At 67.9% G+C, this 25,108-nt stretch carries 21 protein-coding genes; 12 read left to right on the top strand and 9 right to left on the bottom strand.

The window, feature by feature from the left end; genetic code table 11:
* The first annotated feature begins 134 nt into the window (after window positions 1-134).
* The 6 genes from GGD82_RS11985 (at window position 135) to GGD82_RS11960 (ending at window position 5,874) form a co-directional block, all read left to right on the top strand.
* Window positions 135-905 carry a transketolase gene (locus GGD82_RS11985; protein ID WP_150062515.1) on the top strand — a complete coding sequence of 257 codons (771 nt, stop codon included), beginning with the start codon at window positions 135-137 and terminating at the stop codon, window positions 903-905.
* Entirely contained in the window at window positions 902-1,900 is a 999-nt protein-coding gene (locus GGD82_RS11980) for a transketolase family protein (RefSeq protein WP_150062516.1), read from the top strand. The genes GGD82_RS11985 and GGD82_RS11980 overlap by 4 nt, the downstream gene beginning before the upstream one ends.
* Before the next feature lie 50 nt (window positions 1,901-1,950).
* The gene (locus GGD82_RS11975; protein ID WP_150062517.1) at window positions 1,951-2,703 is read left to right on the top strand and encodes an SDR family NAD(P)-dependent oxidoreductase; all 753 of its coding nucleotides are present in this window, start codon (window positions 1,951-1,953) and stop codon (window positions 2,701-2,703) included.
* A 176-nt stretch (window positions 2,704-2,879) separates the two neighbouring features.
* A complete protein-coding gene (locus GGD82_RS11970) occupies window positions 2,880-3,866 on the top strand; it encodes a TRAP transporter substrate-binding protein (protein ID WP_150062518.1) in 987 nt (328 codons plus the stop codon).
* A gap of 155 nt (window positions 3,867-4,021) precedes the next feature.
* Window positions 4,022-4,603, top strand: a complete 582-nt coding sequence (locus tag GGD82_RS11965; protein ID WP_170284292.1) for a TRAP transporter small permease — start codon at window positions 4,022-4,024, stop codon at window positions 4,601-4,603.
* A gap of 14 nt (window positions 4,604-4,617) precedes the next feature.
* Window positions 4,618-5,874 (top strand): TRAP transporter large permease, encoded by a 1,257-nt coding sequence (locus GGD82_RS11960; protein WP_150062520.1) that lies wholly within the window; start codon window positions 4,618-4,620, stop codon window positions 5,872-5,874.
* On the opposite strand, the gene GGD82_RS11955 is transcribed toward GGD82_RS11960, so the two are convergent.
* Window positions 5,861-6,874: a LysR substrate-binding domain-containing protein gene (locus tag GGD82_RS11955; RefSeq protein WP_150062521.1), complete on the bottom strand. Its 1,014-nt coding sequence runs from the start codon at window positions 6,872-6,874 to the stop codon at window positions 5,861-5,863. The two genes, GGD82_RS11960 and GGD82_RS11955, sit on opposite strands and share 14 nt — an antisense overlap.
* Window positions 6,875-7,020: 146 nt before the next feature.
* Here GGD82_RS11955 and denD point away from each other — a divergent pair, with 146 nt between their 5' ends.
* Complete coding sequence (gene denD, locus GGD82_RS11950; protein WP_150062522.1) at window positions 7,021-8,028, top strand: D-erythronate dehydrogenase; 1,008 nt, start codon at window positions 7,021-7,023, stop codon at window positions 8,026-8,028.
* Between the two features lie 5 nt (window positions 8,029-8,033).
* Window positions 8,034-10,019, top strand: a complete 1,986-nt coding sequence (gene tkt, locus GGD82_RS11945; protein ID WP_150062523.1) for a transketolase — start codon at window positions 8,034-8,036, stop codon at window positions 10,017-10,019.
* Window positions 10,020-10,103: 84 nt separating this feature from the next.
* Here the strand turns inward: tkt and GGD82_RS11940 are convergent, their stop codons facing one another.
* Entirely contained in the window at window positions 10,104-11,486 is a 1,383-nt protein-coding gene (locus GGD82_RS11940) for an AmpG family muropeptide MFS transporter (RefSeq protein ID WP_246163895.1), read from the bottom strand.
* A gap of 209 nt (window positions 11,487-11,695) precedes the next feature.
* Between GGD82_RS11940 and GGD82_RS11935 the strand changes: the two genes are divergently transcribed.
* The 3 genes from GGD82_RS11935 (at window position 11,696) to thyX (ending at window position 14,888) form a co-directional block, all read left to right on the top strand.
* Window positions 11,696-11,968: a hypothetical protein gene (locus tag GGD82_RS11935; RefSeq protein WP_150062525.1), complete on the top strand. Its 273-nt coding sequence runs from the start codon at window positions 11,696-11,698 to the stop codon at window positions 11,966-11,968.
* An 860-nt stretch (window positions 11,969-12,828) separates the two neighbouring features.
* Window positions 12,829-13,845: an adenosylcobinamide-phosphate synthase CbiB gene (gene cbiB, locus GGD82_RS11930; RefSeq protein ID WP_150062526.1), complete on the top strand. Its 1,017-nt coding sequence runs from the start codon at window positions 12,829-12,831 to the stop codon at window positions 13,843-13,845.
* Window positions 13,846-13,934: 89 nt separating this feature from the next.
* Window positions 13,935-14,888, top strand: coding sequence for an FAD-dependent thymidylate synthase (thyX, locus tag GGD82_RS11925; protein WP_150062527.1), 954 nt, complete (start codon window positions 13,935-13,937; stop codon window positions 14,886-14,888).
* Between the two features lie 166 nt (window positions 14,889-15,054).
* Here thyX and ilvC read toward each other — a convergent pair whose 3' ends face one another.
* From ilvC to miaA, 4 genes are all read right to left on the bottom strand, one after another.
* Window positions 15,055-16,074 carry a ketol-acid reductoisomerase gene (gene ilvC / locus GGD82_RS11920; protein ID WP_150062528.1) on the bottom strand — a complete coding sequence of 340 codons (1,020 nt, stop codon included), beginning with the start codon at window positions 16,072-16,074 and terminating at the stop codon, window positions 15,055-15,057.
* Window positions 16,075-16,172: 98 nt separating this feature from the next.
* Window positions 16,173-16,688, bottom strand: coding sequence for an acetolactate synthase small subunit (ilvN, locus tag GGD82_RS11915; protein ID WP_184013277.1), 516 nt, complete (start codon window positions 16,686-16,688; stop codon window positions 16,173-16,175).
* A 60-nt stretch (window positions 16,689-16,748) separates the two neighbouring features.
* Window positions 16,749-18,506 (bottom strand): acetolactate synthase 3 large subunit, encoded by a 1,758-nt coding sequence (locus GGD82_RS11910; protein WP_150062530.1) that lies wholly within the window; start codon window positions 18,504-18,506, stop codon window positions 16,749-16,751.
* Between the two features lie 138 nt (window positions 18,507-18,644).
* Entirely contained in the window at window positions 18,645-19,616 is a 972-nt protein-coding gene (gene miaA / locus GGD82_RS11905) for a tRNA (adenosine(37)-N6)-dimethylallyltransferase MiaA (RefSeq protein ID WP_150062573.1), read from the bottom strand.
* Between the two features lie 136 nt (window positions 19,617-19,752).
* Here miaA and GGD82_RS11900 point away from each other — a divergent pair, with 136 nt between their 5' ends.
* Window positions 19,753-20,139 carry a flagellar basal body rod C-terminal domain-containing protein gene (locus tag GGD82_RS11900; protein WP_150062531.1) on the top strand — a complete coding sequence of 129 codons (387 nt, stop codon included), beginning with the start codon at window positions 19,753-19,755 and terminating at the stop codon, window positions 20,137-20,139.
* On the opposite strand, the gene fdhD is transcribed toward GGD82_RS11900, so the two are convergent.
* The 3 genes from fdhD to fdhF all read right to left on the bottom strand — a co-directional run bounded on the left by fdhD (window position 20,136) and on the right by fdhF (window position 25,016).
* The gene (gene fdhD / locus GGD82_RS11895) at window positions 20,136-20,948 is read right to left on the bottom strand and encodes a formate dehydrogenase accessory sulfurtransferase FdhD (RefSeq protein ID WP_150062532.1); all 813 of its coding nucleotides are present in this window, start codon (window positions 20,946-20,948) and stop codon (window positions 20,136-20,138) included. The two genes, GGD82_RS11900 and fdhD, sit on opposite strands and share 4 nt — an antisense overlap.
* Window positions 20,949-20,979: 31 nt before the next feature.
* Entirely contained in the window at window positions 20,980-22,140 is a 1,161-nt protein-coding gene (locus GGD82_RS11890) for a THUMP domain-containing class I SAM-dependent RNA methyltransferase (RefSeq protein WP_150062533.1), read from the bottom strand.
* A gap of 71 nt (window positions 22,141-22,211) precedes the next feature.
* Window positions 22,212-25,016 (bottom strand): formate dehydrogenase subunit alpha, encoded by a 2,805-nt coding sequence (gene fdhF, locus GGD82_RS11885; protein WP_150062534.1) that lies wholly within the window; start codon window positions 25,014-25,016, stop codon window positions 22,212-22,214.
* Window positions 25,017-25,108 lie beyond the last annotated feature (92 nt).

The following is a 25,108-nucleotide window of genomic DNA, read 5'->3' as shown; positions in this document are numbered from 1 at the left end:
GCTGGCCGCAAAAGTGCGCGAGTCGGCAAGCAAAACCATAGGGTGGAAACGTGTCGGATGGAACTGACGACGCCCGTTTGTCCAATGTTGCCTTGGCCAAACGCGCGTACAATATTCGGCGGAATGCCCTCAGAATGGCCGCCGTTCAAGGTCAGGGGTATATCGGCCAGGCCCTAGGCGTCGCGGACGTCTTGGCCGTGTCTTACTTTCATGCCCTGCGATATCAGCCGGTCGATCCCCAATGGGAGGGCCGGGACCGGTTTCTGCTGTCCATCGGCCACTATGCCATTGCCCTGTACGCGGCGTTGATCGAAGCCGGGATCCTGCCCGAGGATGAGCTGGAGACCTACGGCAGCGACGGTAGCCGACTTCCTATGTCGGGTATGGCGGCGTACACCCCGGGCATGGAAATCACCGGCGGCTCGCTCGGCCACGGCCTCGGCATCGGCGTCGGCATGGCCCTCGGACTGAAGCGCAAGCAGTCCGACGCCCGCGTCTTCAACCTGCTGTCGGATGGCGAACTGGGCGAGGGCTCGACGTGGGAAGCGGCGATGGAGGCCGCGCACCACCGTCTCGACAATCTCATCGCCATCGTCGACTTCAACAACCAGCAGGCCGACGGTCCGTCGACCCGGATGCTCAGCGCCGAACCGGTGCAGGACAAATGGGCGGCCTTCGGCTGGTACGCGCAGCGCGTCGACGGCAACGACATTCCCGCGGTGGTGGCGGCGTTCGATGCCGCCCGGAACCATACCGGCGATCAGCCCCGGGTCATCATTTGCGATACGCGGATGTGCAAGGGAGTCCCGTTCCTGGAGACGCGCGAGGTCACGCACTTCGTCCGCGTCGCCCCCGAGGAATGGGATATGGCTTTGGAGGCACTGGACGCCGGGAGGCCCCAATGAGCGCGCCGCAAAAGAAACGCCTGACCACCTCGGCCATGATCGCGTCGATCGCCGAGGATGGGCAGGAAACCACGCCGGCCCCATTCGGCCATGCGCTGGTCGCCCTGGCGCAGCAGCGACCCGAGATCGTCGGCCTCAGCGCCGACCTGAGCAAGTACACCGACCTGCACATCCTGGCGCAGGCCATGCCGGACCGGTTCTATCAGATGGGCATGGCGGAGCAGGTGCTCATGGGCGCGGCGGCCGGGCTTGCGCGCGAGGGCTTCCAGCCGTTCGCCACCACCTATGCCGTGTTCGCCTCGCGCCGGGCCTATGACTTCATCTGCCTGGGCATCGCCGAGGAGTCCCTGAACGTCAAGATCGTCTGCGCCCTGCCGGGCCTGACGACCGGCTACGGGCCGAGCCATCAGGCGACGGACGATCTGGCCATCTTCCGGGCCATGCCGAACCTGACCATCGTGGACCCGTGCGACGCGGTGGACATCGAGCAGGCCGTGCCGGCGATCGCCGATCACAAGGGGCCGGTCTACATGCGGTTGCTGCGCGGGAATGTGCCGCGCGTGCTGCACCGCTATGACTATCGGTTCGAACTGGGCAAGGCTGCGCTGCTGCGCGATGGGGCCGACATCCTGTTCGTGTCGTCCGGGCTGATGACCATGCGCGTGCTGGCCGCCGCCGAGCGGATGAAGGCCGAGGGCATCGCCGACGCCGGCGTTCTGCATGTGCCCACGATCAAGCCACTCGATACCGAGACCATCACTGCCGCCCTGGCCCGTCCCGGGCGTCTGGTGGTCACGGCCGAGAATCACAGCATTGTCGGCGGACTGGGCGAGGCCGTGGCGGGCGCGGCGCTGGAACGCGGTGTCGTGCCCGCCGGGTTCCGTCGCATCGGCTTGCCGGATGCGTTCCTGGATGCGGGCGCCCTGCCCACGCTGCACGACCGCTACGGCCTGTCCGTCGAGGCGATCGTGACGCAGATCAAAGGCTGGCTGTAACGCCGCCTCGCGGGCGTATTCCCTTCACTTGATTATCGGAGGACAATTCCATGGGTCTTCTGGATGGCCGTACCGCCATCATTACCGGTGCCGCATCGGCGCGCGGTTTGGGCAAGGCGACGGCCCGCCTGTTCGCGGAGCACGGTGCCAAGATCGCGATTCTGGATCTGGACGCGGCGGCCGCCGAGGCGGCTGCGGCCGACCTGGGGCCGGACCACATCGGCCTTGCCTGTAACGTGACCGACAAGGCGGCCTGCGCCGCGGCCGTAGAGGCCGTGCTGGCCCGCTGGAGCCGCATCGACATTTTGGTCAACAATGCGGGCATCACCCAGCCGCTCAAGATCATGGACATCGAGCCGCATAACTATGAGGCGGTCACGGACGTCAGCCTGCGCGGCACCCTGTACATGAGCCAGGCCGTTATTCCCCACATGCGTCAGAACAAGGCCGGGTCGATCATCAACCTGTCGTCGGTGTCGGCCCAGCGCGGCGGCGGCATCTTCGGCGGGCCGCACTACTCGGCCGCCAAGGCGGGCGTTCTCGGCCTCACCAAGGCCATGGCGCGCGAACTGGCGCCGGACAACGTGCGCTCCAACGCCGTCTGTCCGGGCTTCATCGATACCGACATCACGGGCGGTCAATTGACCGACGCGATGATGGCCACCGTCCTGTCCGGGATTCCGATGGGCCGGGCGGGCGCCGCCAGCGATGTCGCCGGCTGTTGCCTGTTCCTGGCGTCCGACCTCTCCGCCTACTGCACCGGCACAGAGGTGGACGTGAACGGAGGCTCCCTCATACACTGACCTCCGGGTCACCATCCCCACTCACACTCCGAGTCTCTGGTTTTCGACCGTGCGCCCAACATGGCGGCTCCTCAGCCGCCGCGCACGGTCCCCACAAGCGACCAAAGAGTCGCGTTCCGTGTGTCCAGGTTACCCACCGCCACGCGTTAAAGATCGAGTTTCACAGGAGGAACCCCATGCGTATTCTGTCCACCACCCTCGCCACGGCTGCCGTGGCCGTGATCGGCCTGTCCGCCAGTGCGCAGGCCGAGGAAATCATCTTCGCCCACGGCGCCAACGCGGGAAATCCGCGCTTCGATGCCGCCAACCTCTTCGCGGAACTGGTGCCCGGTTGCTCGCACGGGGATATGACCGTCAACGTGGCGCCGTCGGCGACCATGGGCGACGACGCGGAGATGCTGACCTCGGTCACCGCCGGCGTCATTCAGATGACCGCCAACTCCCAGGGCGCCATGTCGCAGGTCGTGCCGGAGTTCGGCATGCTGGGCCTGCCGTTCCTGTTCAAGGACCTGCCGACCGTCTGGCGCGTGCTCGACGGCAAGGTCGGTGAAGAACTCGACCGGATCACCCAGGAACGCGGCATGAAGATCGTCGGCTTCTGGGACAACGGTATCCGTCACGTCACCCATGTCAGCAAGTTCGTGCCGACCCCGGCCGACATTGAGGGCATGAAGATCCGCACGCCGCCCGGTCCGGTCACCATCGCCGTGTTCGAGGCCATGGGCGCCAATCCCGCGCCGCTGGCCTGGAGCGAACTGCCGACCGCTCTGCGCTCCGGCGCGTTCGAGGGCCAGGAAAACCCGCTGACCAACATCTACACGGCGCGGCTGCACGAGATCACGCCCTACATCACCATGACCGGCCACCTGTACGAGACCACCCCGGTGCTCGCCAGTCTGGGCTGGTGGAACGGTCTGTCCGAGGAAGAGCGCACGTGCGTGCAGGATTCCGTGGATCAGGCCGGCTGGTTCCAGCGGGGCCGCAGCCTGATGGACAACGTCCAGCTGCGCGCCACGATGACCGAGGAAGGCGCCAAGTTCATGGACATCGACCGCGAGCCGTTCCAGAAGGCGACCGAGTCCGTGTACACGAAGTATGAGGGCGAGTACGGCGACTTCATTGCCCTTCTCCGCCAGGAAGTGGACGCCCTCGAAACCAAATAAACCTCATCCTCGTGCCGGTGGCCCTGTGACCCCGGTCTCGTTCGCGGGACCGGGGCGGGGACCCTCACCGGCTCCATGCGCGGCCGTCCGCCGCGACGGACTGACGGCCGGGGCCCGGTTCGGGCGCCGGCCGGATGAGGGGAGGAACGACCCCAATGACAACCTCCGATGTATCGGAGCGCGCCGCCCGCCCGGAAAAGGTGGGGGGACGGTTTCGCTCTGTCCGACGCGCGCTCGTCGGCGTCACCACGGTTCTGGATTATCTGGCCGCCGCCCTTGTGGTCACGACCCTGACCGGCATGTTCCTGGCGCTGCTGGTCAACGTGATCCTGCGCTATCTGTTCTCGACCGGCATTCCCTGGGCCTACGAGATCCATTCCATCCTGTTTCCGTGGCTGGTGGCCGGTGGCGCGGTCATGGCCGCGGTGCGCGGTCGTAACATCGCGGTCGAGGTGGCCGTCAATCTGCTGCCCGAACTGGGCCGGCGGATCGTCGCCATCATCGTGCACGTGGTGATCGTCATCATGGCCGTTGCCGTCATCGATACGTCGATGCCGATCGTGATGGCGTCGCGCTTCAGCGTGCTGGCCGAGACCCGCATTCCGCAGATCTACGGTTACTCCAGCCTTATTTTCGGGTTTGCGCTGGTCGCGCTCGTCTCCGTTCTGGATGCCATCCGGCTGATCCTGGGCGAGCACGCGCAGGACAAAAACCCCGGGCACACGGCGCTCAGCTGAGAGGAGACCCCACCATGGTCATGATGTTGATTTGGGTTTTCCCGTTGCTGCTGTTCCTGTCGGTGCCGGTGGCCCATGCCCTGATCGCGGCCGCGACGCTGATTCTGGCCATCGACCATCGCCCGATGGCGGTGGTGGCCCAGCGCCTGTATACGCCGACCCAGAGCTTTCCCATGCTCGCCATTCCGTTCTTCATCCTGGCCGGCAGCCTGATGATGTCCGGACGGTTCGGCGAGAACCTCGTCAACTTCGCCAAGCTTCTGGTCGGCCGGTTCAAGGGCGGCATGGGCCATGTGAGCATCGTCGGGTCGGTGATGTTCGGCGGTGTGTCCGGATCCGCCGTCGCCGACGCCTCGGCCCTCGGCAACGCCCTGATCCCGGTGCAGAAGCGCGAGGGGTTTCCGGCGGCGTTCGCGGCCGCGATCAACTCCAGTGCCTCCACCATCGCGGTGCTGATCCCGCCGTCCATTCCCCTCATCATTTACGGTCTGGTTTCCGGCACCTCGATTATCGCCCTGTTCATCGCCGGCATCCTGCCCGGTGTCCTGCTCGGCGTGGGGATGCTGACCGCCTGCTGGCTGTCCGCCAAGGCGCGCGGGTTCCCGGCCACCCACGTGGAGGGCGGCTGGCGTAGCTTCCGCTCGCAGGCGTTCCAGGCTCTTCCCGCGCTGTTCATGCCGGTGTTCGTGGTCGGCACCCTTCGGTTCGGCATCGCCACCCCGACCGAGGTCAGCGTCCTGGCGGTGGCCTACGCGCTGCTCGTCGGCACGCTGGTCTACCGCGACCTCTCCCTGACCGCGGTGCTCCGCGCGATGATGGAGACCGGTGTCATGACCGGCGCCGTGATGCTTATCATCATGGCCTCGTCGGTGATCCAGTGGATGCTGACGCTGGAGCAGGCGCCGCAGGCTCTCGCCACCTGGATGATGGGATCCCTCAGCGAGGAGTGGATGATCATCCTGGCGATGAACGTCATCATGCTGGTGGTCGGGACGTTCCTGGACCTGCCGGCGGCCATTCTGCTGCTGGGGCCGCTGTTCGTGGGCATCGCTACGGCCATCGGTCTGGATCACGTCCAGCTTGGGCTGATGATGGTCGTGAATCTGGCCATTGGCCTGTACACCCCGCCGGTCGGCACGACGCTGTTCATTTCCTCGACCATCGCCCGCGTCAGTATTGGGTCCGTCGTCAAGGAGCTGGCGCCGTTCTACCTCGTGGCGCTCGTCGTCCTCGGTCTGATCAGTTATGTGCCCGCGTTCACGATCCACTAGGGCGCACAAGAGCGGGCGCCCCCTGACGCTCGGGCGTCGGGCGCTCCACGATCCGGAACCCGAATTGCTCCATGAGCGCGCGGGTTCCGGCCTCGTGGTGGGCGCACTCCTCGCGCAGCCAGGTGCAGAAGACCTGCACGACGCGGCGGCTCTGGTTCCGGCTGGGGCCCATGATCCAGTACGCGGGATACCGCAGCACGGGGAGGGCGGTGGAGAGGGGCACCAAGGCGCCGCTCATCAGATCGTCGTAGGCGAGTGTCACGGACTCCAGGGTCACGCCGACACCCCGTTTCGCCAGTTGCATCGCCATCCACGAGCGGTCGAAACGCAAGTGTGCATTATCCCCGACGGGCGGCGCGCCGACCTGTTTCAGCCAACCGTCCCACCGCGTCAGGGCTTTCACGCTGTCGATCAGGCGGGCGTGACACAGCAGCGCGGTCGGGTCCTCGCCATCCGAGCCCACGGCCTCCTGAAGCTGCGTCCGATACGCCGGGCTGCACAGCGGCAGAACGTGGTCCGACAGGATGGCCTCGACATACAGGCCGGGCCAGTCCCCCGTGCCATAGCGGACGTCCAGGTCCACCACCTCGCGCTCGAAGTCGGACGGGTCCGGCGTCGCGTCCACATGCAGATCCCACGATGGGTGCTGTTGGATGAACCGCGCCAGACGCGGCCCCAACCAGAACATGCCGAAACTGGGGCTGACGCGCAGGATCAATTGGCGCCGCTCGCGTTGGCGGGCCACCAGATGGCGGGCGTCCCGAATCATGCGGAATGCCACGGATGTGGAGTGAAACAGCCGTTCACCGTCCGCCGTGAGACGAAACTGGCGCTTTTCCCGGAAAAACAGCCGGACACCGAGCTGTTGTTCCAGAAGCTTGATCTGTTGGCTGACCGCCGACCCCGAGACCCCCAGCTCATCGGCGGCCTTGGACACACCGCCGTGCCGGGCCACGGTTTCGAAATACAGCATGCCGTTCAGGGTCGGATCTCGCGACATCAACACGTCCTCAGGGAAGCGCCCGGCCGAACCGGGCGAGTCCGCAGTATGGCACGACCGTGCGTCGTGCGGCAGGGAAACGCAGCCGGCCCATGTTTGAAACCCCGACGGCAACGGTATCGGGGTAGCCCGAAGGAGAGTGACACATGCGTATCATCGTGACCGGAGCCAACGGGTTCATCGGGCGCAAGCTGGTCGCCGCCCTGTTGCAGGCCGGATCCCTGCCGGGGCCGGACGGCACGCCGGTGCCCCTGTCGGATGTCCGTCTGTTCGACGTGGTGGCGCCGGAGGTGCCGGCGGCGCTGGCGAACGGCACGGTTCCCGTGCGGTCCATCGCCGGTGACCTCTCGGATCCAGCGGCGCTGGACCGCCTGATGACGGGGGGCGCCGACGTCGTGTTTCATCTGGCCGCCGTGGTCAGTGCCCAGGCCGAAGAGGATTTCGGATTGGGCATGCGGGTCAACTTCGACGCCACCCGCGCCCTCCTGGACGCAACCCGCACGGCCGCGCCGGATGGGGCCGCGCGTTTGGTCTTCACCAGTTCCGTTGCGGTGTTCGGCGGTGATCTGCCCCATGTGGTCCGCGACGACACCGCCCCGGTGCCGCAGAGCAGCTACGGCGTACAGAAGGCCATGAGCGAGTTGCTGGTCCAGGACTACGCCCGGCGCGGGTTCGTGGACGGCCGAACGGTGCGCCTGCCCACCATCGTCGTGCGCCCGGGGCCGCCCAACAAGGCCGCCAGCACCTTCGCCAGTTCCATCATCCGCGAGCCGCTGAACGGGGAGAGCGCGATCTGCCCGGTGCCCGAGGACACCGGCCTGTTCGTCGCCTCGCCCCGATGCATTGTCGCCAACCTGCTGCATGCCGCGAGCGTGCCCGCCGCCCGCTTTGGGCACGGCCGCACGGTCATGCTGCCCGGGCTGTCGGTGACGGTTGCGGAGATGATCGAGGCCTTGCGCGCCGAAGCCGGCGCCGAGGCCGTCGCCCGCATCCGATTTGAGGACGACGCCCGCATCCGCGCCATCGTCGCGAGCTGGCCCGCCCGCTTCCAGACAGACCGGGCCGCCGCGCTCGGGTTCCAAGCCGATGCATCGTTCGCCGCCATCGTCCGCGCTTTCGTCGAGGACGAGATGGGCGTGCCTAATCAGGAGTGACTGCCATGACCACCTTGAGAGACATGGCCAACGCCATCCGGTTCCTGTCCATGGACGCCATCGTGCGTGCCCAGGACGGGCATCCCGGCACCCCCATGGGCGGCGCGGATATCGCCACGGCGCTGTACACCATGGCCATGAAGTATGACGCCTCCGCCCCGCTGTGGCCCGACCGCGACCGGTTCGTCCATTCCGCCGGGCACGGGTCCATGCTGCTGTATGCGGCACTGCATCTGGCGGGCTACGATGCCATCGACCGGGAGCAGGTGAAGAACTTCCGGGTGCTGGGGTCGCACACTCCGGGCCATCCCGAGTACCACCCCGACGCGGGCATCGAGACCACCACCGGGCCGCTCGGGCAGGGGATCGGCAATGCCGTCGGCATGGCCGTGGCCGAGCAGATGCTCAACCACCGCTTTGGTGACGGTATCGTGGACCACCGCACTTTCGCCTATGTCGGCGACGGCTGTTTGATGGAGGGCATCGCCGCCGAGGTCATCGCGCTGGCCGGGCATCTGCGCTTGGGCAAGCTGACGTTCCTGTGGGACGACAACCGCATGACCGACGACGGCAGCACCGATCAGGCGGTCAGCGAGGACAACGCGGCCCGCTTCGACACGGCCGGCTGGCATGTAATTCGGGACGTGGACGGTCAGGACGCCGCCGCCGTGGCGGCCGCGATCGCGCAGGCCGGGGACGATCCGCGCCCCAGTATGATCGCCTGCCGCACCCGAATCGGTTTCGGCATTCCGCGCATCGAGAACACGCGGGCGGCGCACGGCGGCAAGATCACCCAGGAGGACACCGACGCGGCGCGCGCGCACCTGAACTGGCCGCACGCGCCCTTCGTGATCCCGGAGGATATCCTGGCACGCTGGCGCGAGGCCGGGGTACGCGGAGCCGGCGCCCGTAAGGCGTGGGAGGCGCGGCTAGCCGCCCTGCCCAACGACGAGCGCACCGAGTTCGAACGCCGCATCGCCGGGGCGTTGCCGGAGGCATGGCGGCGCACCGTGCTGGACGTCAAGCGCGCCTGGACCGACGAGCCGAAGCCTCAGGCGGGCATCAAGGCGTCCGGTGCGATGCTGGCCGCCGTGGCCGACGCGATTCCGGAACTGGTCAGCGGCGCCCCGGACCTGGAGGCCGCGACCCAGCACAAGCGCCAGTTGGCTCCCTTCACGGCAACGGATCGGGGCGGGCGCTACGTCCACTATGGTGTGCGCGAGCATGCCATGGGCGCCCTGATGAACGGCATGACCGTGCACGGCGGGATCCTGGCCGTGGGCACTACGTTTCTGGTGTTCTCCGACTACATGCGCCATACGCTGCGCATGGCGGCGCTGATGGGCATTCCCAGTCTGTTCGTGTTCAGCCACGATTCCATCGGCATCGGCAAGAACGGGCCGACCCACCAGCCGGTGGAATTCCTCGCCTCGCTGCGGGCCTATCCGAACATGCGGGTGATGCGCCCTGCCGATCCGGTCGAGATGGCCGAATGCTGGGCGCTGGCGCTGGAGAAGCGGAACGGGCCGAGCGCTATCGTGGCGTCGCGCCAGCCGCTGACGCCGGTGCGCACCGCCTGGACCGAGGAGAACCGGTGCGCCCGGGGCGGCTACATCCTGGCGGAGGCCGAGGGCGGGCCGCGCCGCGCGACGCTGTTCGCGACCGGCTCGGAAGTGTCGGTGGCCCTGGCGGCGCGGGCGCAGCTTCAGGTCCGGGGGGTGCCGACGGCCGTGGTCTCGTTGCCGTGCTGGGACCTGTTCGAGGAGCAGGACGAGGCCTACCGCCAGCGCGTGATCGGGCGCGGGACCATCCGCGTCGCGATTGAGGCCGCCGTGCGCCTCGGCTGGGACCATTACATCGGCGAGGACGGCACGTTTATCGGTATGAGCAGCTTCGGCGCCTCCGGCGACGCCGCGGATCTGTTCGAGCATTTCGGCATCACCGCCGACGCGGTGGTCACGGCGGTCGAGCGTCAGTTGGTGGACGCCTGATCCCGACGGGGCATAACCACCCGAAGGCGCCGTGACACGGCTCAGGCCAGGAACCGAACCCACCCGGTTCCTGGCCGATTCGTATCAATCATCCGCCCAGGCGGCTTTCGGATCGGCGCGCACCCCCTCGGCCGGGAACACCCGCATCATCCATAACAGCAGCAGCAGCCCCGGCACCGCCGCCACCGTGGTGACCAGGAAGTAGCTCACCCAGTCCACATGGTCGGCCAGCCAGCCGCCGCCCGCTGAAAAGAACGTGCGGGCGAAGCTCATCAGGCTGGAGACGAGGGCATACTGGGTGGCGGTGTAGGCCACGTTGCACAGCGACGACAGATAGGCGACGAAAGCCGCCGTGCCCATGCCGCCGGTCAGGTTCTCCACGCCGATGGTCACGACCAGCCAGTTTACGTCGGCGCCCACATGGGCCTGCCACGCGAACACGAGGTTGGAGGCCGCCTGCAACACGCCGCAGACCAGCAGCGCCCGAAAGATTCCCTGCCGGGCCACCAGCAGACCGCCGCCAAGGCCGCCGATGATGGTCATCACCACCCCGAAGCCCTTGGAGATCACGCCGACTTCGGTCTTGGTGAACCCGATCTCCTCGTAGAACGGCATCGCCATGTTGCCCAGCAGGGCGTCGCCGTACTTGTACAGCGCGATGAACACCAGGATCAGAATCCAGTGCGGGCGTTTCATGAAGTCCGTAAACGGGCAGACCACGGCCCCGTACAGGAAGCCGGCGGTGTCGCGCAGCCAGGGCGCCAGGTCGGCGCGGCGGTCCAGGAAGGCCGCGACACGATCCTCTTCCTCCGCGGCGGTCCGGGTGGCGGCGGTGCGGTCGGGCTCCGGGCTCAGCAGCGTGGTCAGGATGCCCAGCCCCATCAGCCCGGCCATGACGGCATAGGCCCAGAACCAGCCGGCCGCGTCCGCGATGATGAGCGCGCCGCCGCTGGCCGCCACCATGCCGATGCGGTAGCCGAGCACGACGGTGCCCGCGCCCGCGCCCAGTTGATGCTCCTCCAGCGTCTCCACGCGGTAGGCGTCGATCACGATGTCCTGGGTCGCCGAGGCAAAGGCCAGCAGCACGGCCCACAGCGCCGTCCACCACAAGTCCTCGGCGGGGTCGGTGGTGCCCACGCCGATCATGCAGCCGATGATGAGCCCCTGCGCCAGCAGCAGCCAGCCGCGCCGCTGGCCGAGCCAGCGGGTCAGCAGGGGCAAGCGCAGGCGGTCCACCAGCGGCGACCACAGGAACTTGAAGCCATAGGCGCTGCTGGCGAAGGCGAACAGGCCGATGGCGGTCTTCGAGACGCCGGCCTCGGCCAGCCAGTACGACAGCGTCGTGAACACCAGCAGCAGCGGCAGGCCGCTGGCAAAGCCCAGGAACAGCACCCGCAGCACCCGGATGTCGCCATAGACGGCCAGGCTCTGCGCCCAGTTGCGCAAGGGGGCGGAGGGAAGGGACACGGCGAACAGCCTTTCGCGGGAGGGAACGGGGCGCGGCACGCGGACCATGCGATCGGAACGCGGGCGCCATGATCCCGATCCCCGCCCCTCGGCGCAAGGTGGCGCGGGCGGCAGGGACTATCTAGGCTCTGGCAGGCACGAGGAGCCTAGCGTACGTTGTGACAGGGCGCCTTTGAGACGTCGAGCTACAAAGATCGAGGATGTTTCGGATGACCAATACACCTGATACAGAAAGCGATGCCGCCGCCTTGGATCAAACGTTGCGTGATATTTTGCGACCCGACATAGATTCTTTTTATGCAAACAATATTGGTGTGGCCGTTCGCGATGATGAGTTTGTTCTGTGTTTCGGTCTCGAAAGTATAGGGCAGGGAAAGCCCTACGAGAGGCGCGTCTTTATGACAAGAGCATCGGCGAAAAAATTGGCATCGTTGCTCATGAATTATATTGATTTAGATGAAGGTGGGGACAGTTTATTATGATATTATTTCGCGAAGCGAGCCCGCTTGGGGTGGATGTTGTGCTTCATGATTATACATACGAAAATCATATTCGCGCACGCAAACCCCCAAAGCTCTGTCCCGAGGTCAGGGAGATTCGGGCTTCTATCGGCGAACCGACAGCCATATATCGATCAAGGATCCAGGCTGATGCGTTTTGGCATTGCGCGCCCGCACAAAGCCGGGCCTCGGATGGAGACAGATCATGCTACACGCTTACTGTTGTGAAGCCGGATCGACAGGTGGTCGCAGCCGTCCCGCAGGGTGGTCCGTATGTGGTCGCCACGGCGGTCCATACATCGCAGGACGGATCGTCGAAGGGACCGGCCATATGGCCGACATAAAACACGGTTCCGTATCTCCGGACGGGGTGGGACGCCCTGTGCTTCGGGTAGCGAGTTACGATGCTAGTACAGGAACTCTGTATTTTGGAGCAAATGTAGATGACAGCGGTGCGGAAGCGGATTTGACGGATGATGAAATGATAGTTATCCGTAATACATATGGCGAGGTGGTATCTCTGACGGTTCCCTTTTTTGATACCTATTGGTCCCGGAATTGGGCCTCTTTCGTCACAGCGCTTGAGCGCTTCGGTCGGATTGATGTCGCCGAAGTTGCGCGCGCGACCGGGCGCTTGCCGACACAATTTACGTCCTCAACCCGCTATCAAGCGATCAAGTCTACTAGGCACGCTGGGTATCGGGTGACATTCGGGTCTTCTTCCGGGCAGCAGCAATCCTAAGTAGTGTTTTGATTCGCGATCGCCTCTCTGCTCGGATCTGTCTGCATCCACCTCGGCCGCTCTTGCCTTCCTGACCGGGGGGTGGGAAGGTCCCGCCGCCATGTTTCTGCTGTTCGACTACACCGGAACCGACGTTTTCGACCCGCTGGTGCTGCTGCTGGCGGCGATGGCGATCGACGCCTATCTGGGCGAGTTCGGTCCCGTGTTCCGCCTCCTCCCGCATCCGGTCGTCCTGATGGGCCACGCCATCGGGGACGCCGACGGCCGCCTGAACCGGCCGGAACGCAGCCCCACCGACCGTCGTATCCGGGGCGTGGTCACGGCCGTGGGCCTGATCGCCGCCGCCGCTGGCATAGGGGTCGCGGTGCAATGGTTCGCGACCCAGGCGCCCGCCGGCTGGGTGCTGGAGCTGCTGCTGGTCGCGGTCATGCTGGCGCAGAAAAGCCTGTACGATCACGTCCGCGACGTGGCGGTGGCGGTGGAGCGCCATGGGCTCGACGCGGGGCGCAAGGCCATCCGGCATCTGTGCGGCCGCGATCCGGAGACGCTGGACCAGGGCGGCATCGGCCGGGCGGCCATCGAATCCCTGGCGGAGAACTTCTCGGACGGCGTGGTGGCGCCGATCTTCTGGTACGTCGTGTTCGGCCTGCCGGGCCTGCTGGCCTACAAGATGATCAACACGCTCGATTCCATGATCGGCCACAAGACGGAGCGTCACCAGGACTTCGGTTGGGCCGCGGCGCGCATCGACGATGTGGCGAACTGGATCCCCGCCCGCCTCTCCGGTGCCTTGATCATCGGTGCGGCGGCGACGCTGCGGTTCGCGCGCTGGCGGGAGGCGGTGCGCATCCTGCGCCGCGACGCCCGCCGCCATCGCTCCCCCAACGCGGGCTGGCCGGAGGCCGCGACGGCCGGCGCGCTGGGGCTCGCGCTGTCCGGCCCGCGCTATTACCACGGGCACGAGACTCACGAGCCCTGGGTGGGCGACGGCCGCGCCGGGGTGAGGCCCAAGGATATCCGCCGCGCGCTGCGGCTGTACGTGCGTGCCTGCCTCGGCGGCGGGCTCGCGGTGGCCGTGGTTCTGGTTGTGAAGCTGGCCGTGGTCGGCGCCGGCTGACCCCTGACGTTCCGCCGTCTTGAGCCGGCCCGCTGCCGCGTCTAATGTGCGGCGCCTTCCATCCTGTCCCCTGTCCGGAATCCTCTACCATGATCGAGCCCGACGCCACCCGCCTGGACCCCACCCTTCAGGCCGAGATCGAGGCCCTGCGCGGGCAGACCGCGGCCACCCGCCGCGCGACGGTGGACGCTATGGAGGACATCCTGCACCAGCCGTTCCCGGTGCTGGACCACGGCTTCGTGCGGGTCGTGGACTACATGGGCGACGACGGCGCGGTGGTGCAGGCGGCGCGCGTGTCCTACGGGCGCGGCACCCGGCGGGTGAACGAGGACCGGGGCCTGATCCGCTACCTGATGCGGCACCGGCACACCACGCCGTTCGAAATGGCGGAGATCAAGTACCACATCAAGCTGCCGATCTTTGTGGCGCGGCAGTGGATCCGCCACCGCACCGCCAACGTGAACGAGTACTCCGCGCGCTATTCGGTGCTGGACAAGGAGTTCTATATCCCGACGCCGGAAAACCTCGCGGCGCAGTCCACCGACAACCGCCAGGGGCGCGGCGCGGTGCTGGAGGGGGCGGAGGCCGCCGAGGTCCTGGACCTGCTGCGCGGCGACGCGATGCGGTGCTACGGCAACTACGCGCGCATGCTGGGGGAAGACGACGACGACCGCCAAGGCCTCGCCCGCGAACTGGCGCGCATGAACCTGACGCTGAACACCTATACGCAGTGGTACTGGAAGGTTGATCTGCACAACCTGATGCACTTCCTGTCGCTGCGTGCCGACTCTCATGCGCAGTACGAAATCCGCGTCTATGCCGAGATCATGCTGGACCTGATGGCCCGCTGGGTGCCGATCGTGCACGAGGCGTTCCAGGACTACCGCATGGGCGGGATGCACCTGTCGCGCGCCGGGCTGGCGGTGGTCCGGCGGGCGCTGGCCGGGGAGGCCGTGACCCAGGCCGACAGCGGCTTGTCGCCCCGCGAGTGGCGCGAGCTGTGGCAGGCGCTGGGCCGCCCGGATCCCGACGCGGCGGGGTAACGCGCCGTCCGTGTGAAGCCTGGCGCGGCCCAGCCCCTCCCCTAGAGGGGGGGCAACGGTCCGCACATAAAAAAACGCCCCGGACCCGGCCAGGACGGCCAATTCCGGGGCGTTTTCGTGAGAGGGCGCGGGGCGCGGCACAGGCCGGCCCCGACGGGCCTCCTTTTTAATTCTTCGCCTTGTCGACCAGCCGGTTGGCGGCGATCCAGGGCATCATGCCGCGCAGCTTGGTGCCGACTTCCTCAATGTTGTGCTCGGCGTTGAGGCGGCGGGTCGCCTTGAACGACGGCTGGCCGGCCTTGCACTCCAGCATCCAGTCGCGGACGAAGCGGCCGGACTGGATGTCGTCCAGCACGCGCTTCATCTCGGCCTTGGTCTCGTCGGTGATGACGCGCGGACCGGAGACGTAGTCACCGTATTCCGCCGTGTTGGAGATCGAGTAGCGCATGTTGGCCATGCCGCCCTCGTACATCAGGTCGACGATCAGCTTCACCTCGTGCAGGCACTCGAAGTAGGCCATTTCCGGGGCGTAACCGGCTTCCACCAGGGTCTCGTAGCCGGCCTTGATGAGGCTGGTCAGACCGCCGCAGAGCACGGCCTGCTCGCCGAACAGGTCGGTCTCGCACTCTTCGCGGAAGGTGGTTTCGATGATGCCGGAGCGGCCGCCGCCGATGGCGGAGGCGTAGGACAGGCCCAGCTCATGGGCGTTGCCGCTGGCGTTCTGGGCCACGGCGATCAGGCAGGGCACGCCGCCGCCGCGCAGGTACTCGCTGCGCACGGTGTGGCCGGGGCCCTTCGGCGCGACCATGAACACGTCCAGATCGGCGCGCGGCTCGATCAGGTTGAAATGGATGTTCAGGCCATGGGCGAAGGCCAGCGCGGCGCCTTCCTTCATGGTGTTGTGCAGGTGGTCGCGGTACAGGTCGCCCTGCAGCTCGTCCGGGGTGAGGATCATGATGACGTCGGCCCAGGCGCCGGCCTCGGCCGGGCTCATGACCTTCAGGCCCTCGCCCTCGGCCTTCTTGCGGCTGGCCGAATCCTCGCGCAGGGCGACGGCCACCTCGGCCACGCCGGAATCGCGCAGGTTCAGGGCGTGGGCATGGCCCTGGCTGCCGTAGCCGACGATGGCGACCTTCTTGGCCTTGATGAGGTTCACGTCGGCGTCACGGTCGTAGTACACGCGCATCGTTGTTGGTTCCCTGGGTTTTAGAATCACGGACGTCCGGGGGGCGGACGCGAAGACGGGGGCGCAATGGCGCCGGCCGCGCGGCCGGCGCGCGCGGATCAGAGTAAGGACTCTTTGCCGCGGGCGATCGCCGCCACGCCGGTGCGGCTGGTCTCGGCCAGGCCGAGCGGTTCCATCAGCTTGATGAAGGCGTCGAGCTTCTCGGGCTTGCCGACAATCTCGAACACGAACGATTCGTTGGTGCTGTCCACCACGTTGGCGCGGAAGATATCGGCGATCCGCAGCGATTCCACGCGCTTTTCGCCGGTGCCGACCACCTTCAGCAGGGCCAGCTCGCGGGTGACCGACGGCCCTTCGACCGTCAGGTCGGCCACCTTGCGCACCGGCACGAGGCGGCCGAGCTGCGCCTTGATCTGTTCGATCACCATGGGTGTCCCGGAGGTCACCAGCGTGATGCGGGACAGCTTTTCGACCGGATCCACCTCGGCGACGGTCAGGCTTTCAATGTTGTACCCGCGGCCGGAGAACAACCCGATGACGCGGGCGAGGACGCCCGACTCATTGTCCACCAGGACGGCAATGGTGTGAGTGCGGATGTCCTGCTGGGTGATCATGTACGACATTTCCCGGGTCTTTTCGTTCGTTGAGGGATGGGGCAGGGTCGGCGCATCGGCCTATACCAGCACCATGCCGTGATCGGACACGCCGGCGCCGGCGGTGTCCTCGGGTCCCATGAGCATGTCGTTGTGGGCGGCGCCCGACGGGATCATGGGATAGCAGTTCTCCGACGGGTCCACATGAACGTTCATCAGCACCGGCTTGTCGGACTCGATCATGGTCTTGATCGCATCGTCCAGGTCGGCCGGGGACTCCACCTCAAGGCCGAGCCAGCCGAAGCTCTCCGCCAGCTTGACGAAGTCCGGCAGGGCGTCGCTGTAGCTTTCGGAATAGCGGCTGCCGTGCAGCAGCTCCTGCCACTGACGCACCATGCCCATGTACTGGTTGTTCAGGATGAACACCTTGACGGGCAGGCGGTACTGGGACGCGGTGCCCATCTCCTGCATGTTCATCTGGAACGAGGCCTCGCCGGAGATGTCCACCACCAGCGACTCCGGATGCGCCACCTGCACGCCGAGCGCGGCGGGCAGTCCGTAGCCCATGGTGCCCAGGCCGCCGGAGGTCATCCAGCGGTTCGGCTCCTCGAACTTGTAGAACTGAGCGGCCCACATCTGGTGCTGCCCGACCTCGGTCGTGATGTACGTGTCACGGTCCTTGGTCAGGGCGTACAGGCGCTCAATCGCCTGCTGCGGCTTGATGGTGGTGTCGTTGGTCTTGTAGGCGAGGCAGTTGCGCGCCTTCCAGGCGTCGATTTGACCCCACCAGGTGGCCAGGGCCTTCTGGGTCGGGCGGATCTGCTTGGCCTTCCAGACCCGGATCATGTCCTCGACCACATGGGCGACGTCGCCGACGATGGCCACGTCGACCACGACGTTCTTGTTGATCGAGGACGGGTCGATGTCGACGTGGATCTTCTTGGCGTTCGGCGCGAACGCGTCCAGGCGGCCGGTCACCCGGTCGTCGAACCGCGCGCCGATGCAGATCATCACGTCGCAGGCGTGCATGGCCAGATTGGCTTCATAGGTGCCGTGCATCCCCAGCATGCCCAGGAACTGCTGGTCCGACGCCGGGTAGGCGCCCAGGCCCATCAGCGTGCTGGTGATGGGGAAGCCGGTGGACCGCACGAAGCTGGCCAGCAGCTTGCAGGCACTCGGCCCCGAGTTCACGACGCCGCCGCCGATGTAGAAGATCGGCCGCTGGGCCTTGCCCATCAGCTCGACCGCCTGTTCGATCAACGCGATGTCCGCCTTCATCTGCGGCTTGTAGGAGCGGTGCTTGACCCGGCTGGCCGGGATGTAGGGCGCCTTGCCCATCAGCACGTCCTTCGGCAGGTCGACCACGACCGGGCCGGGGCGACCGGTGGAGGCAACCACGAAGGCCTCGTGGATGGTGCGGGCCAGCCGGTCCGGCTCCTTGACCAGATAATTGTGCTTGGTGCACTGGCGGGTGATGCCGGTGGTGTCGGCCTCCTGGAAGGCGTCGTTCCCGATCAGGAAGGTGGGTACCTGTCCGGTCAAGCAGACGATGGGCACGGAGTCCATCAGGGCATCGGTCAGACCCGTCACCGCGTTGGTCGCGCCCGGGCCGGATGTGACGAGCACGCAGCCGACCTTGCCGGTCGAGCGGGCATAGCCCTCGGCCATGTGGACGGCGCCTTGTTCATGCCGGCACAGCACATGACGGATGCGGTTCTGCCGGAACAGAGCATCGTAGATCGGCAGTACGGCGCCGCCCGGGTATCCGAATACGACCTCCACGCCCTGATCGACGAGGGCTTTGAGGACAATCTCGGCGCCGGAGAGCTGCTCTGACATGGTGCGCATCCTTGGTGGCGGAACGGGATCGCGCCGACGGGGTCCGGAGGGAGCCGCCGGCAGACTGAATCGGAACGGAGGCAAGCCCCGCAGGGGCCCGAACCGGGCGCGGGGGAGCGCCACCCTAGTCCCAGACCCCTAGGGGGTCAACAAAAACCGCCGAACGATTGCAAAGCTTTGGTCGGCAAGGCTTTCCGAAAATTGCGTCGGATCGGTCGTATGCAGAATGGAGTCAGGTGTAATCTGGCCCCGCAACCACGTTCGCTGGCGTTTGGCATACCGGCGCGTCGCGGCTTGCATGCGAGCGACCGCCTCAGTCCAGGGCAGCGCGCCGGTCAGGTATGCGCTCAGTTCGGGTACGCCCACGGCCTTCAGGACCGGGCGGTCGGGGGGCAGACCGCGCGCCCGGAGGGCCGAAACCTCATCCAGGGCGCCAGCGACGAGCATGGTCTCGACCCGGCGATCAATGACGCGGCGCAGGGCGTCGGCCGGCGGATCGAGGACCAGGGTCAGAACGCGGGCGGCCAGCGGCGGCGGGGCCGGCGGTTGGCGTTGCCACCACGCCAAGGGACGGCCCGTGGCCTCCAGCACTTCCCAGGCGCGGGCGATGCGCTGGGGGTTCGCGGGGTCCAGGCGGGCCGCCGTCTCCGGGTCGCGGGCGGCGAGCGCGGCATGGGCCGCTGGAGGACCCAGCGCGGCCACGCGCGCCCGCACCTCGGCCCGGATCGCCGGCGGAATGTCCGGCATGGCCGCGAGGCCCTCGGTCAGCGCCTTCATATAAAGGCCGGTGCCGCCGACGATCAGCGGCAAGCGGTCGGCTGCCCAGGTCTCACGCACCGCGTCGGCGGCCATGTCGGCCCAGCGCGGGGCGGAACAGACCGCGTTGCCGTCGAGCACGCCATACAGCCGGTGCGGGACGCGGGCTTCCTCGTCCGGGGTCGGTCGCGCGCTGACAATGCGCAGGTCGTGATACACCTGCGCGCTGTCGGCGTTGATGATGGTGCCCTCCAGGCGCTCAGCTAAGCTCAGGGCCAGACGGGACTTGCCGCTGGCGGTGGGGCCGGCGAGGAGGACGAGGGGAAGCGCTGCGGTCGTCATGGGGCGCAGGATGCCGGGTTCCGGCCGGGGATGCGACCGCTTTGGCACCGCGCCCGACAGGGGAATCGCTATGCCCAATGGCGGGGTGGTCCGGACGATGGGATCTCGCGTACCCTAGTTGGGAGATCGAAACGAAAGGGCATCCCTCATGGCCATTCCCGCGCTGTCCATCGGCGTGTCCGCGCTCCGGATGAACGAAACCCGGGTGGCGGTCGCGGCCGACAACATCGCGAACGCGACCAACCGTGTGGCGCTCGACCCGGCGGCGCGGCCGCAGGGCGAGACCGGCTATACACCGCGCACGGTGGCCCCGGTGTCGCTGGACGGGGGCGGGGTGCGCGCGACGATCCAGGCGGTCGATCCGGCCTCGACGGCGGTGCCGAACGGGCAGGGTGGTGTCGACGCCATGCCGAACGTCGATCTGACCACGGAAATCATCACTCTGAACGACGCCTCGCGGAGCTATGAAAGCGCCGCCAGCGTCATTCGGACCGCCGACGAGATGCAGCAGACCCTGTTGGACGTGGTCGGTTAATCACCGGTCTGACCGTCGGGCGCGAACAGCACCACGCCCTCTGGCTTGGCGCGTGCGGCAAGGGTCATGCCGACGGCCGCCGCCGTCTCCCGCGCCAGCGTGGTCGGTGCCGATAGCGTCGCCAGCAACGGCAGCCCGACTCGGGCAGCCTTCTGCACCAGTTCGACGCCGCAGCGGCTGGACAGCACCCCGAAACCCTCAGCTCCGGACAGACCGGCGCGCGCCATGGCGCCGATCAGCTTATCGAGCGCGGAATGCCGCCCGACGTCCTCGCGCGCCAGCCGGATGCGGCCATCCGGATCGCAGAACGCCGCGCCGTGGACGGAGCGGGTGCGGGCGTTGAGCGGCTGATGCTCCGGCAGGGCGGCGAAGGCGCGGGCGATGGCGGCCGGGCTCACGCCCTTGGATATCGGCGCCACGGGCGGCAGGGTGGTGAGGGCGTCCGCCAGAGTCTCCACCCCGCACAGCCCGCAGCCGCCGCGGCCCTCCAGCGCCCGCCGGCCGGCCAGGCGCTCCATAGCGGCGCGATCCGGATCCACGGCGAGGCAGAGTTCCCACCCCTCGGCGGGACCCTCGGCCACACGGCGGACCTTGGTCAGCAGCAGGGCGTTCGGGGTCGGGATGATCCCCTCGGCGAGCGAGAAGCCGAGGGCGAAATCCTCCAGATCGGCTGGGGTCGCCATCATCACCGCGAACGGCGCGCCGTTGTAGACGAAGGCGATGGGGGCTTCCTCGGGCAGCGCCCAGTCCACGGCGCCAGCCTCGTCTCCTGTGTCGCCGGTCGTCGGGTGCCGAATGCCGTGGGTCATGCTGTGGGCCTCCGGTTCCCGGGCACGCTCGTCAGAGCGGCCCGGTGGCGTACAGGCGGATGCGGACCCCGCCGTGCGGCACCGGCGGCCCGGCGGGACCGAACGGCAGGCCGGTGGCCCGGGCCAAGGGCGCCTCGCTGGTGACCAGACCGACCCGCCAGCCGGTGAACCGCTCCAGGAGGGTGCGCCCGAGCGCCTGATAGAGCGGCTTCAGGGCCGTTTTCTCCCCGATGCGCAGGCCATAGGGCGGGTTGACGATCACCAGCCCCGGTGGTCCCGGCGGCGGCTCCAGGTCGCTGACCGTCTGTTGGGCGAACGCCGTCCAGGCTTCGACCCCGGCGCGGGCCGCGTTCTCCCCGCTCATGGTGATGGCGCCCGCGTCCCGATCATAGCCATAAGCGCGGGGGGCGGCCGGACCATCGGCGTCCGCGCTGGCGACGGTGATCGCCGCGAAGGCGGCCGGGTCGAAGGTCGCCAGATGCTGGAACGCGAACCGCCGCGACCGGCCAGGGGCGAGGCCGGCGGCGATCTCCGCCGCCTCGATCACGAAGGTGCCGGACCCGCACATGGAGTCCACCACCGTTTCTCGCCCGTCGTAGCCGCATTGCCGCAGGAACAGCGCCGCCAGAGTCTCGCGCAGGGGCGCCTTGCCCACGGCCTCCTTATGGCCGCGCTTGTGCAGGCCCTCGCCCGAGGTGTCGAGGCTGAGGGTGCAGACGTCGCCCTGGATGCGCGCCTTGACTACCACCTCGGCCTCGGCGCCGATGGGGGCGCCGGCCCCGGCCTCGATGGCGCGGGCGATGCGTTGCGCGGCGGCGCGGTCGTGGTAGATGCGCGAGCCCTTGCACGACGCCTCCACCCGCACCGGCACGTCCGGCCGCAGGATGGCGCCCCAGTCCACACGGCGGGCGCGCTTGTCCAACTGGGCAAGGTGGAAGGCGCGAAAGGCGCCGATGCGCACCAGCACCCGGCTGGCGCCGCGCAACATCACATTGGCGCGCCAGACCTCCGGCCAGCCGCCCCGCACCGTCACCCCACCGGGTACGGCGGCGGCGTCGCGGAAACCGAGGGCGCGGGCTTCGTCGCGCAGCGCCTCCTCAAGCCCGGGCAGGGTGACCAGGAACAGCTCCAGGTCGTCGGGCGCGGGCGGTGTGGGGGACGTCAGGCTGGTGGGGGCGGTGGTATGGGTCATGATACCGCCTGCATAGCGCCCCCGCAGCGGGCCGTCGACTGTTTGTCGGTGCGGCGCGGGGCGTCCGGCCGCTACTCCGCCGCCACGGGCGCCGTGGGGGTATCGGCCGGGGCGTTGGCGAGGGTCACCTGCACCGCCGTCACCTTGTATTCTGGGCAGTCGGTGGCCCAGTCCCCCCGATCGGTCGTCACCACGTTGGCGCCGGTGATCGGGTGGTGGAAGGTGGTGTAGACCACGCCCGGCGGCACCCGCTCCGTCAGGGTCGCGCGCAGGCTGGTCGCCCCCATGCGGCTGGCGAGCGAGACCCGGTCGCCCTCCGCGATGCCGCGCACCTCGGCGTCGTGGGGGTGGATCTCCAGCCGGTCCTCGGCATGCCAGGTCACATTGGCGGTACGGCGGGTCTGGGCGCCGACGTTGTACTGGCTCAGGATCCGCCCGGTGGTCAGGATCAGCGGGAAGGCGCGGGTGGTGCGCTCCTCCGTCGCCACGAAGTCCGTGACCATGAACCGGCCCTGGCCACGCACGAAGCCGTCCGCGTGCATGATCGGCGTGCCCTCGGGGGCCGCGTCGTTGCAGGGCCATTGCACGCTGCCCAGCCGGTCCAACCGGTCGAACGAGACCCCGGCGAAGGTGGGCGTCAGCGCCGCGATCTCGTCCATGATCTGCGACGGGTCGTCGTAGGCCATCGGGTGGCCCATCGCGGTCGCCAGATCGCACACCGCCTGCCACTCGTGCGTGCCCGTCTTCGGGCGCATGGCCGGGCGCACCCGGTTGATGCGCCGTTCGGCGTTGGTGAAGGTGCCGTCTTTTTCCAGGAAAGAGGTACCCGGCAGGAACACATGGGCGTAGGCGGCGGTTTCGTTCTGGAACAGGTCCATCACCACCACACAGTCCATCGCCCGCAGGGCCGCCGTCACATGGCGGGTATTGGGGTCCGATTGGGCGATGTCCTCCCCTTGGATGAAGAGCCCCTTGAAGGTGCCGGCGACGGCGGCGTCGAGCATGTTGGGCAGGCGCAACCCCGGCTCCGTCTGCAACGCCGCGCCCCAGGCCGCCTCGAACGTGGCGCGCACGGTGTCGTCGGTGACCGAGCGATACCCGCTGAACTCGTGCGGGAAGGAGCCCATGTCGCAGGAGCCCTGCACGTTGTTCTGGCCGCGCAGCGGGTTCACGCCCACGCCCCGCCGGCCGATGTTGCCGGTCGCCATGGCGAGGTTGGCTAGCCCCATGACCATGGTGGAGCCCTGGCTGTGCTCCGTGACACCCAGGCCGTAGTAGATGGCGCCGTTGCCGCCAGTGGCGTACAGGCGGGCGGCGGCGCGGATGTCCGCCGCCGGCACGCCGATCAGGCCCTCCAGCGCCTCGGGTGCGTTCTGGGGCTGGCGAATGAAGGCGGCCCATTCGGCGAAGCTGTCCGGATCGCAGCGCTCGGCGATGAAGGCGCGGTCCTCCAGCCCCTCGGTCATCACGACGTGCGCCATGGCGTTGATGAGCGCCACGTTGCTGCCCGGCCGTAGCGCCAGATGGTGCGCGGCCTGGACGTGGGGCGTGCGCACCAGATCGATCCGGCGCGGGTCGGCGACGATCAGCGTGGCCCCCGCCCGCAGGCGCTGTTTCATGCGCGAGCCGAACACCGGGTGACCATCGGTCGGGTTGGCACCGATCAGCAGGATGACGTCGGCGTGCTCGACGCTCTGGAAGTCCTGGGTGCCGGCCGAGGTGCCGAAGGTCTGCTTCAGGCCGTAGCCGGTGGGCGCGTGGCAGACGCGCGCACAGGTGTCCACGTTGTTGGTGCCGAAGGCCGCGCGGATCATCTTCTGCACCACGAAGACCTCTTCGTTGGTGCAGCGCGACGAGGTGATGCCGCCGATGGTGTGCGGGCCGTGGGCGGCCTGGATCGCCGTGAAGCGGTCGGCGGCGAAGGCGATGGCCTCCTCCCAGGTCGTTTCGCGCCAGGGCTCGTCGATGCTCTCGCGGATCATCGGTGTGGTCACGCGGTCGGGATGGGTGGCGTAGCCAAACGCGAACCGCCCCTTCACGCAGCTATGGCCGGCGTTGGCCCCACCGGTCTTCTCCGGCACCATGCGCACCACGGTCTCACCCTGCATCTCGGCCCGGAACGAGCAGCCCACGCCGCAATAGGCGCAGGTGGTGGAGACGGCGTGCTCGCCCTGGCCGTGCTGGATGACGCTGGTTTCGGTCAGGGTCGCGGTCGGGCAGGCCTCCACGCAGGCGCCGCAGGAGACGCATTCGCTGTCCAGGAAGCTCTCGTGGGCGCCCGGGGAGACGCGGGAGTCGAAGCCGCGCCCCTCGATGGTCAGCGCAAAGGTGCCCTGGACCTCCTCGCAGGCCCGCACACAGCGCGAACAGACGATGCACTTGCTGGGGTCGTAGGTGAAATAGGGCGTGCTGGTGTCCTTCTCGGCCGCGCGGTGGTTGGCGCCGTCAGAACCGTAACGGACCTCGCGCAGGCCGACCGCACCCGCCATGTCCTGAAGTTCGCAGTTGCCGTTGGCCGCGCAGGTCAGGCAGTCCAGCGGGTGGTCGGAGATGTACAGCTCCATCACCCCCCGCCGCAGCTTCGCGAGGCGCGGGGTCTGGGTTGCGACCACCATGCCCTCCGCCACCGGGGTGGTGCAGGACGACGGGGTGCCCGTGCGGCCCTCGATCTCCACCAGACACAGCCGGCAGGAGCCGAAGGCCTTGACGCTGTCGGTGGCGCAGAGCTTGGGGATGGAGATGCCGGCCTCGCTGGCGGCGCGCAGCACGGAGGTGCCCTCGGGCACCGTCACGGCCCGGCCGTCGATGGTCAGCGAAACCAGGGTGGCGGCGTCCACCGCCGGGGTGCCGTGGTCAGGCTCGCGGATCAGGGTCATGGCAGGCCTCATGTGCGATCGGAACACGGAACAGGAGCGCCCCCTCCCACCCTCCCCCCGCCGGGGGGAGGGGAGGCGCGACAGCGACACGC

This window comes from Roseospira marina, from assembly GCF_014197855.1.
Taxonomy (GTDB): Bacteria; Pseudomonadota; Alphaproteobacteria; order Rhodospirillales; family Rhodospirillaceae; genus Rhodospira; species Rhodospira marina.
This window is presented reverse-complemented; position numbering and strand designations above follow the sequence as displayed.

Excerpts from the sequence above, each read along its gene's own strand:
- denD (WP_150062522.1), top strand. The coding sequence starts at position 7,021 with ATGCGTATCATCGTGACCGGAGCCAACGGGTTCATCGGGCGCAAGCTG.
- GGD82_RS11965 (WP_170284292.1), top strand. The coding sequence starts at position 4,022 with ATGACAACCTCCGATGTATCGGAGCGCGCCGCCCGCCCGGAAAAGGTG.
- GGD82_RS11970 (WP_150062518.1), top strand. The coding sequence starts at position 2,880 with ATGCGTATTCTGTCCACCACCCTCGCCACGGCTGCCGTGGCCGTGATC.
- tkt (WP_150062523.1), top strand. The coding sequence starts at position 8,034 with ATGACCACCTTGAGAGACATGGCCAACGCCATCCGGTTCCTGTCCATG.
- fdhD (WP_150062532.1), bottom strand. The coding sequence starts at position 20,948 with ATGACCCACGGCATTCGGCACCCGACGACCGGCGACACAGGAGACGAG.
- cbiB (WP_150062526.1), top strand. The coding sequence starts at position 12,829 with ATGTTTCTGCTGTTCGACTACACCGGAACCGACGTTTTCGACCCGCTG.
- GGD82_RS11910 (WP_150062530.1), bottom strand. The coding sequence starts at position 18,506 with ATGTCAGAGCAGCTCTCCGGCGCCGAGATTGTCCTCAAAGCCCTCGTC.
- GGD82_RS11900 (WP_150062531.1), top strand. The coding sequence starts at position 19,753 with ATGGCCATTCCCGCGCTGTCCATCGGCGTGTCCGCGCTCCGGATGAAC.
- GGD82_RS11890 (WP_150062533.1), bottom strand. The coding sequence starts at position 22,140 with ATGACCCATACCACCGCCCCCACCAGCCTGACGTCCCCCACACCGCCC.
- ilvN (WP_184013277.1), bottom strand. The coding sequence starts at position 16,688 with ATGATCACCCAGCAGGACATCCGCACTCACACCATTGCCGTCCTGGTG.
- GGD82_RS11975 (WP_150062517.1), top strand. The coding sequence starts at position 1,951 with ATGGGTCTTCTGGATGGCCGTACCGCCATCATTACCGGTGCCGCATCG.
- GGD82_RS11960 (WP_150062520.1), top strand. The coding sequence starts at position 4,618 with ATGGTCATGATGTTGATTTGGGTTTTCCCGTTGCTGCTGTTCCTGTCG.
- thyX (WP_150062527.1), top strand. The coding sequence starts at position 13,935 with ATGATCGAGCCCGACGCCACCCGCCTGGACCCCACCCTTCAGGCCGAG.
- GGD82_RS11955 (WP_150062521.1), bottom strand. The coding sequence starts at position 6,874 with ATGTCGCGAGATCCGACCCTGAACGGCATGCTGTATTTCGAAACCGTG.
- GGD82_RS11935 (WP_150062525.1), top strand. The coding sequence starts at position 11,696 with ATGACCAATACACCTGATACAGAAAGCGATGCCGCCGCCTTGGATCAA.
- GGD82_RS11980 (WP_150062516.1), top strand. The coding sequence starts at position 902 with ATGAGCGCGCCGCAAAAGAAACGCCTGACCACCTCGGCCATGATCGCG.
- ilvC (WP_150062528.1), bottom strand. The coding sequence starts at position 16,074 with ATGCGCGTGTACTACGACCGTGACGCCGACGTGAACCTCATCAAGGCC.
- fdhF (WP_150062534.1), bottom strand. The coding sequence starts at position 25,016 with ATGACCCTGATCCGCGAGCCTGACCACGGCACCCCGGCGGTGGACGCC.
- GGD82_RS11985 (WP_150062515.1), top strand. The coding sequence starts at position 135 with ATGGCCGCCGTTCAAGGTCAGGGGTATATCGGCCAGGCCCTAGGCGTC.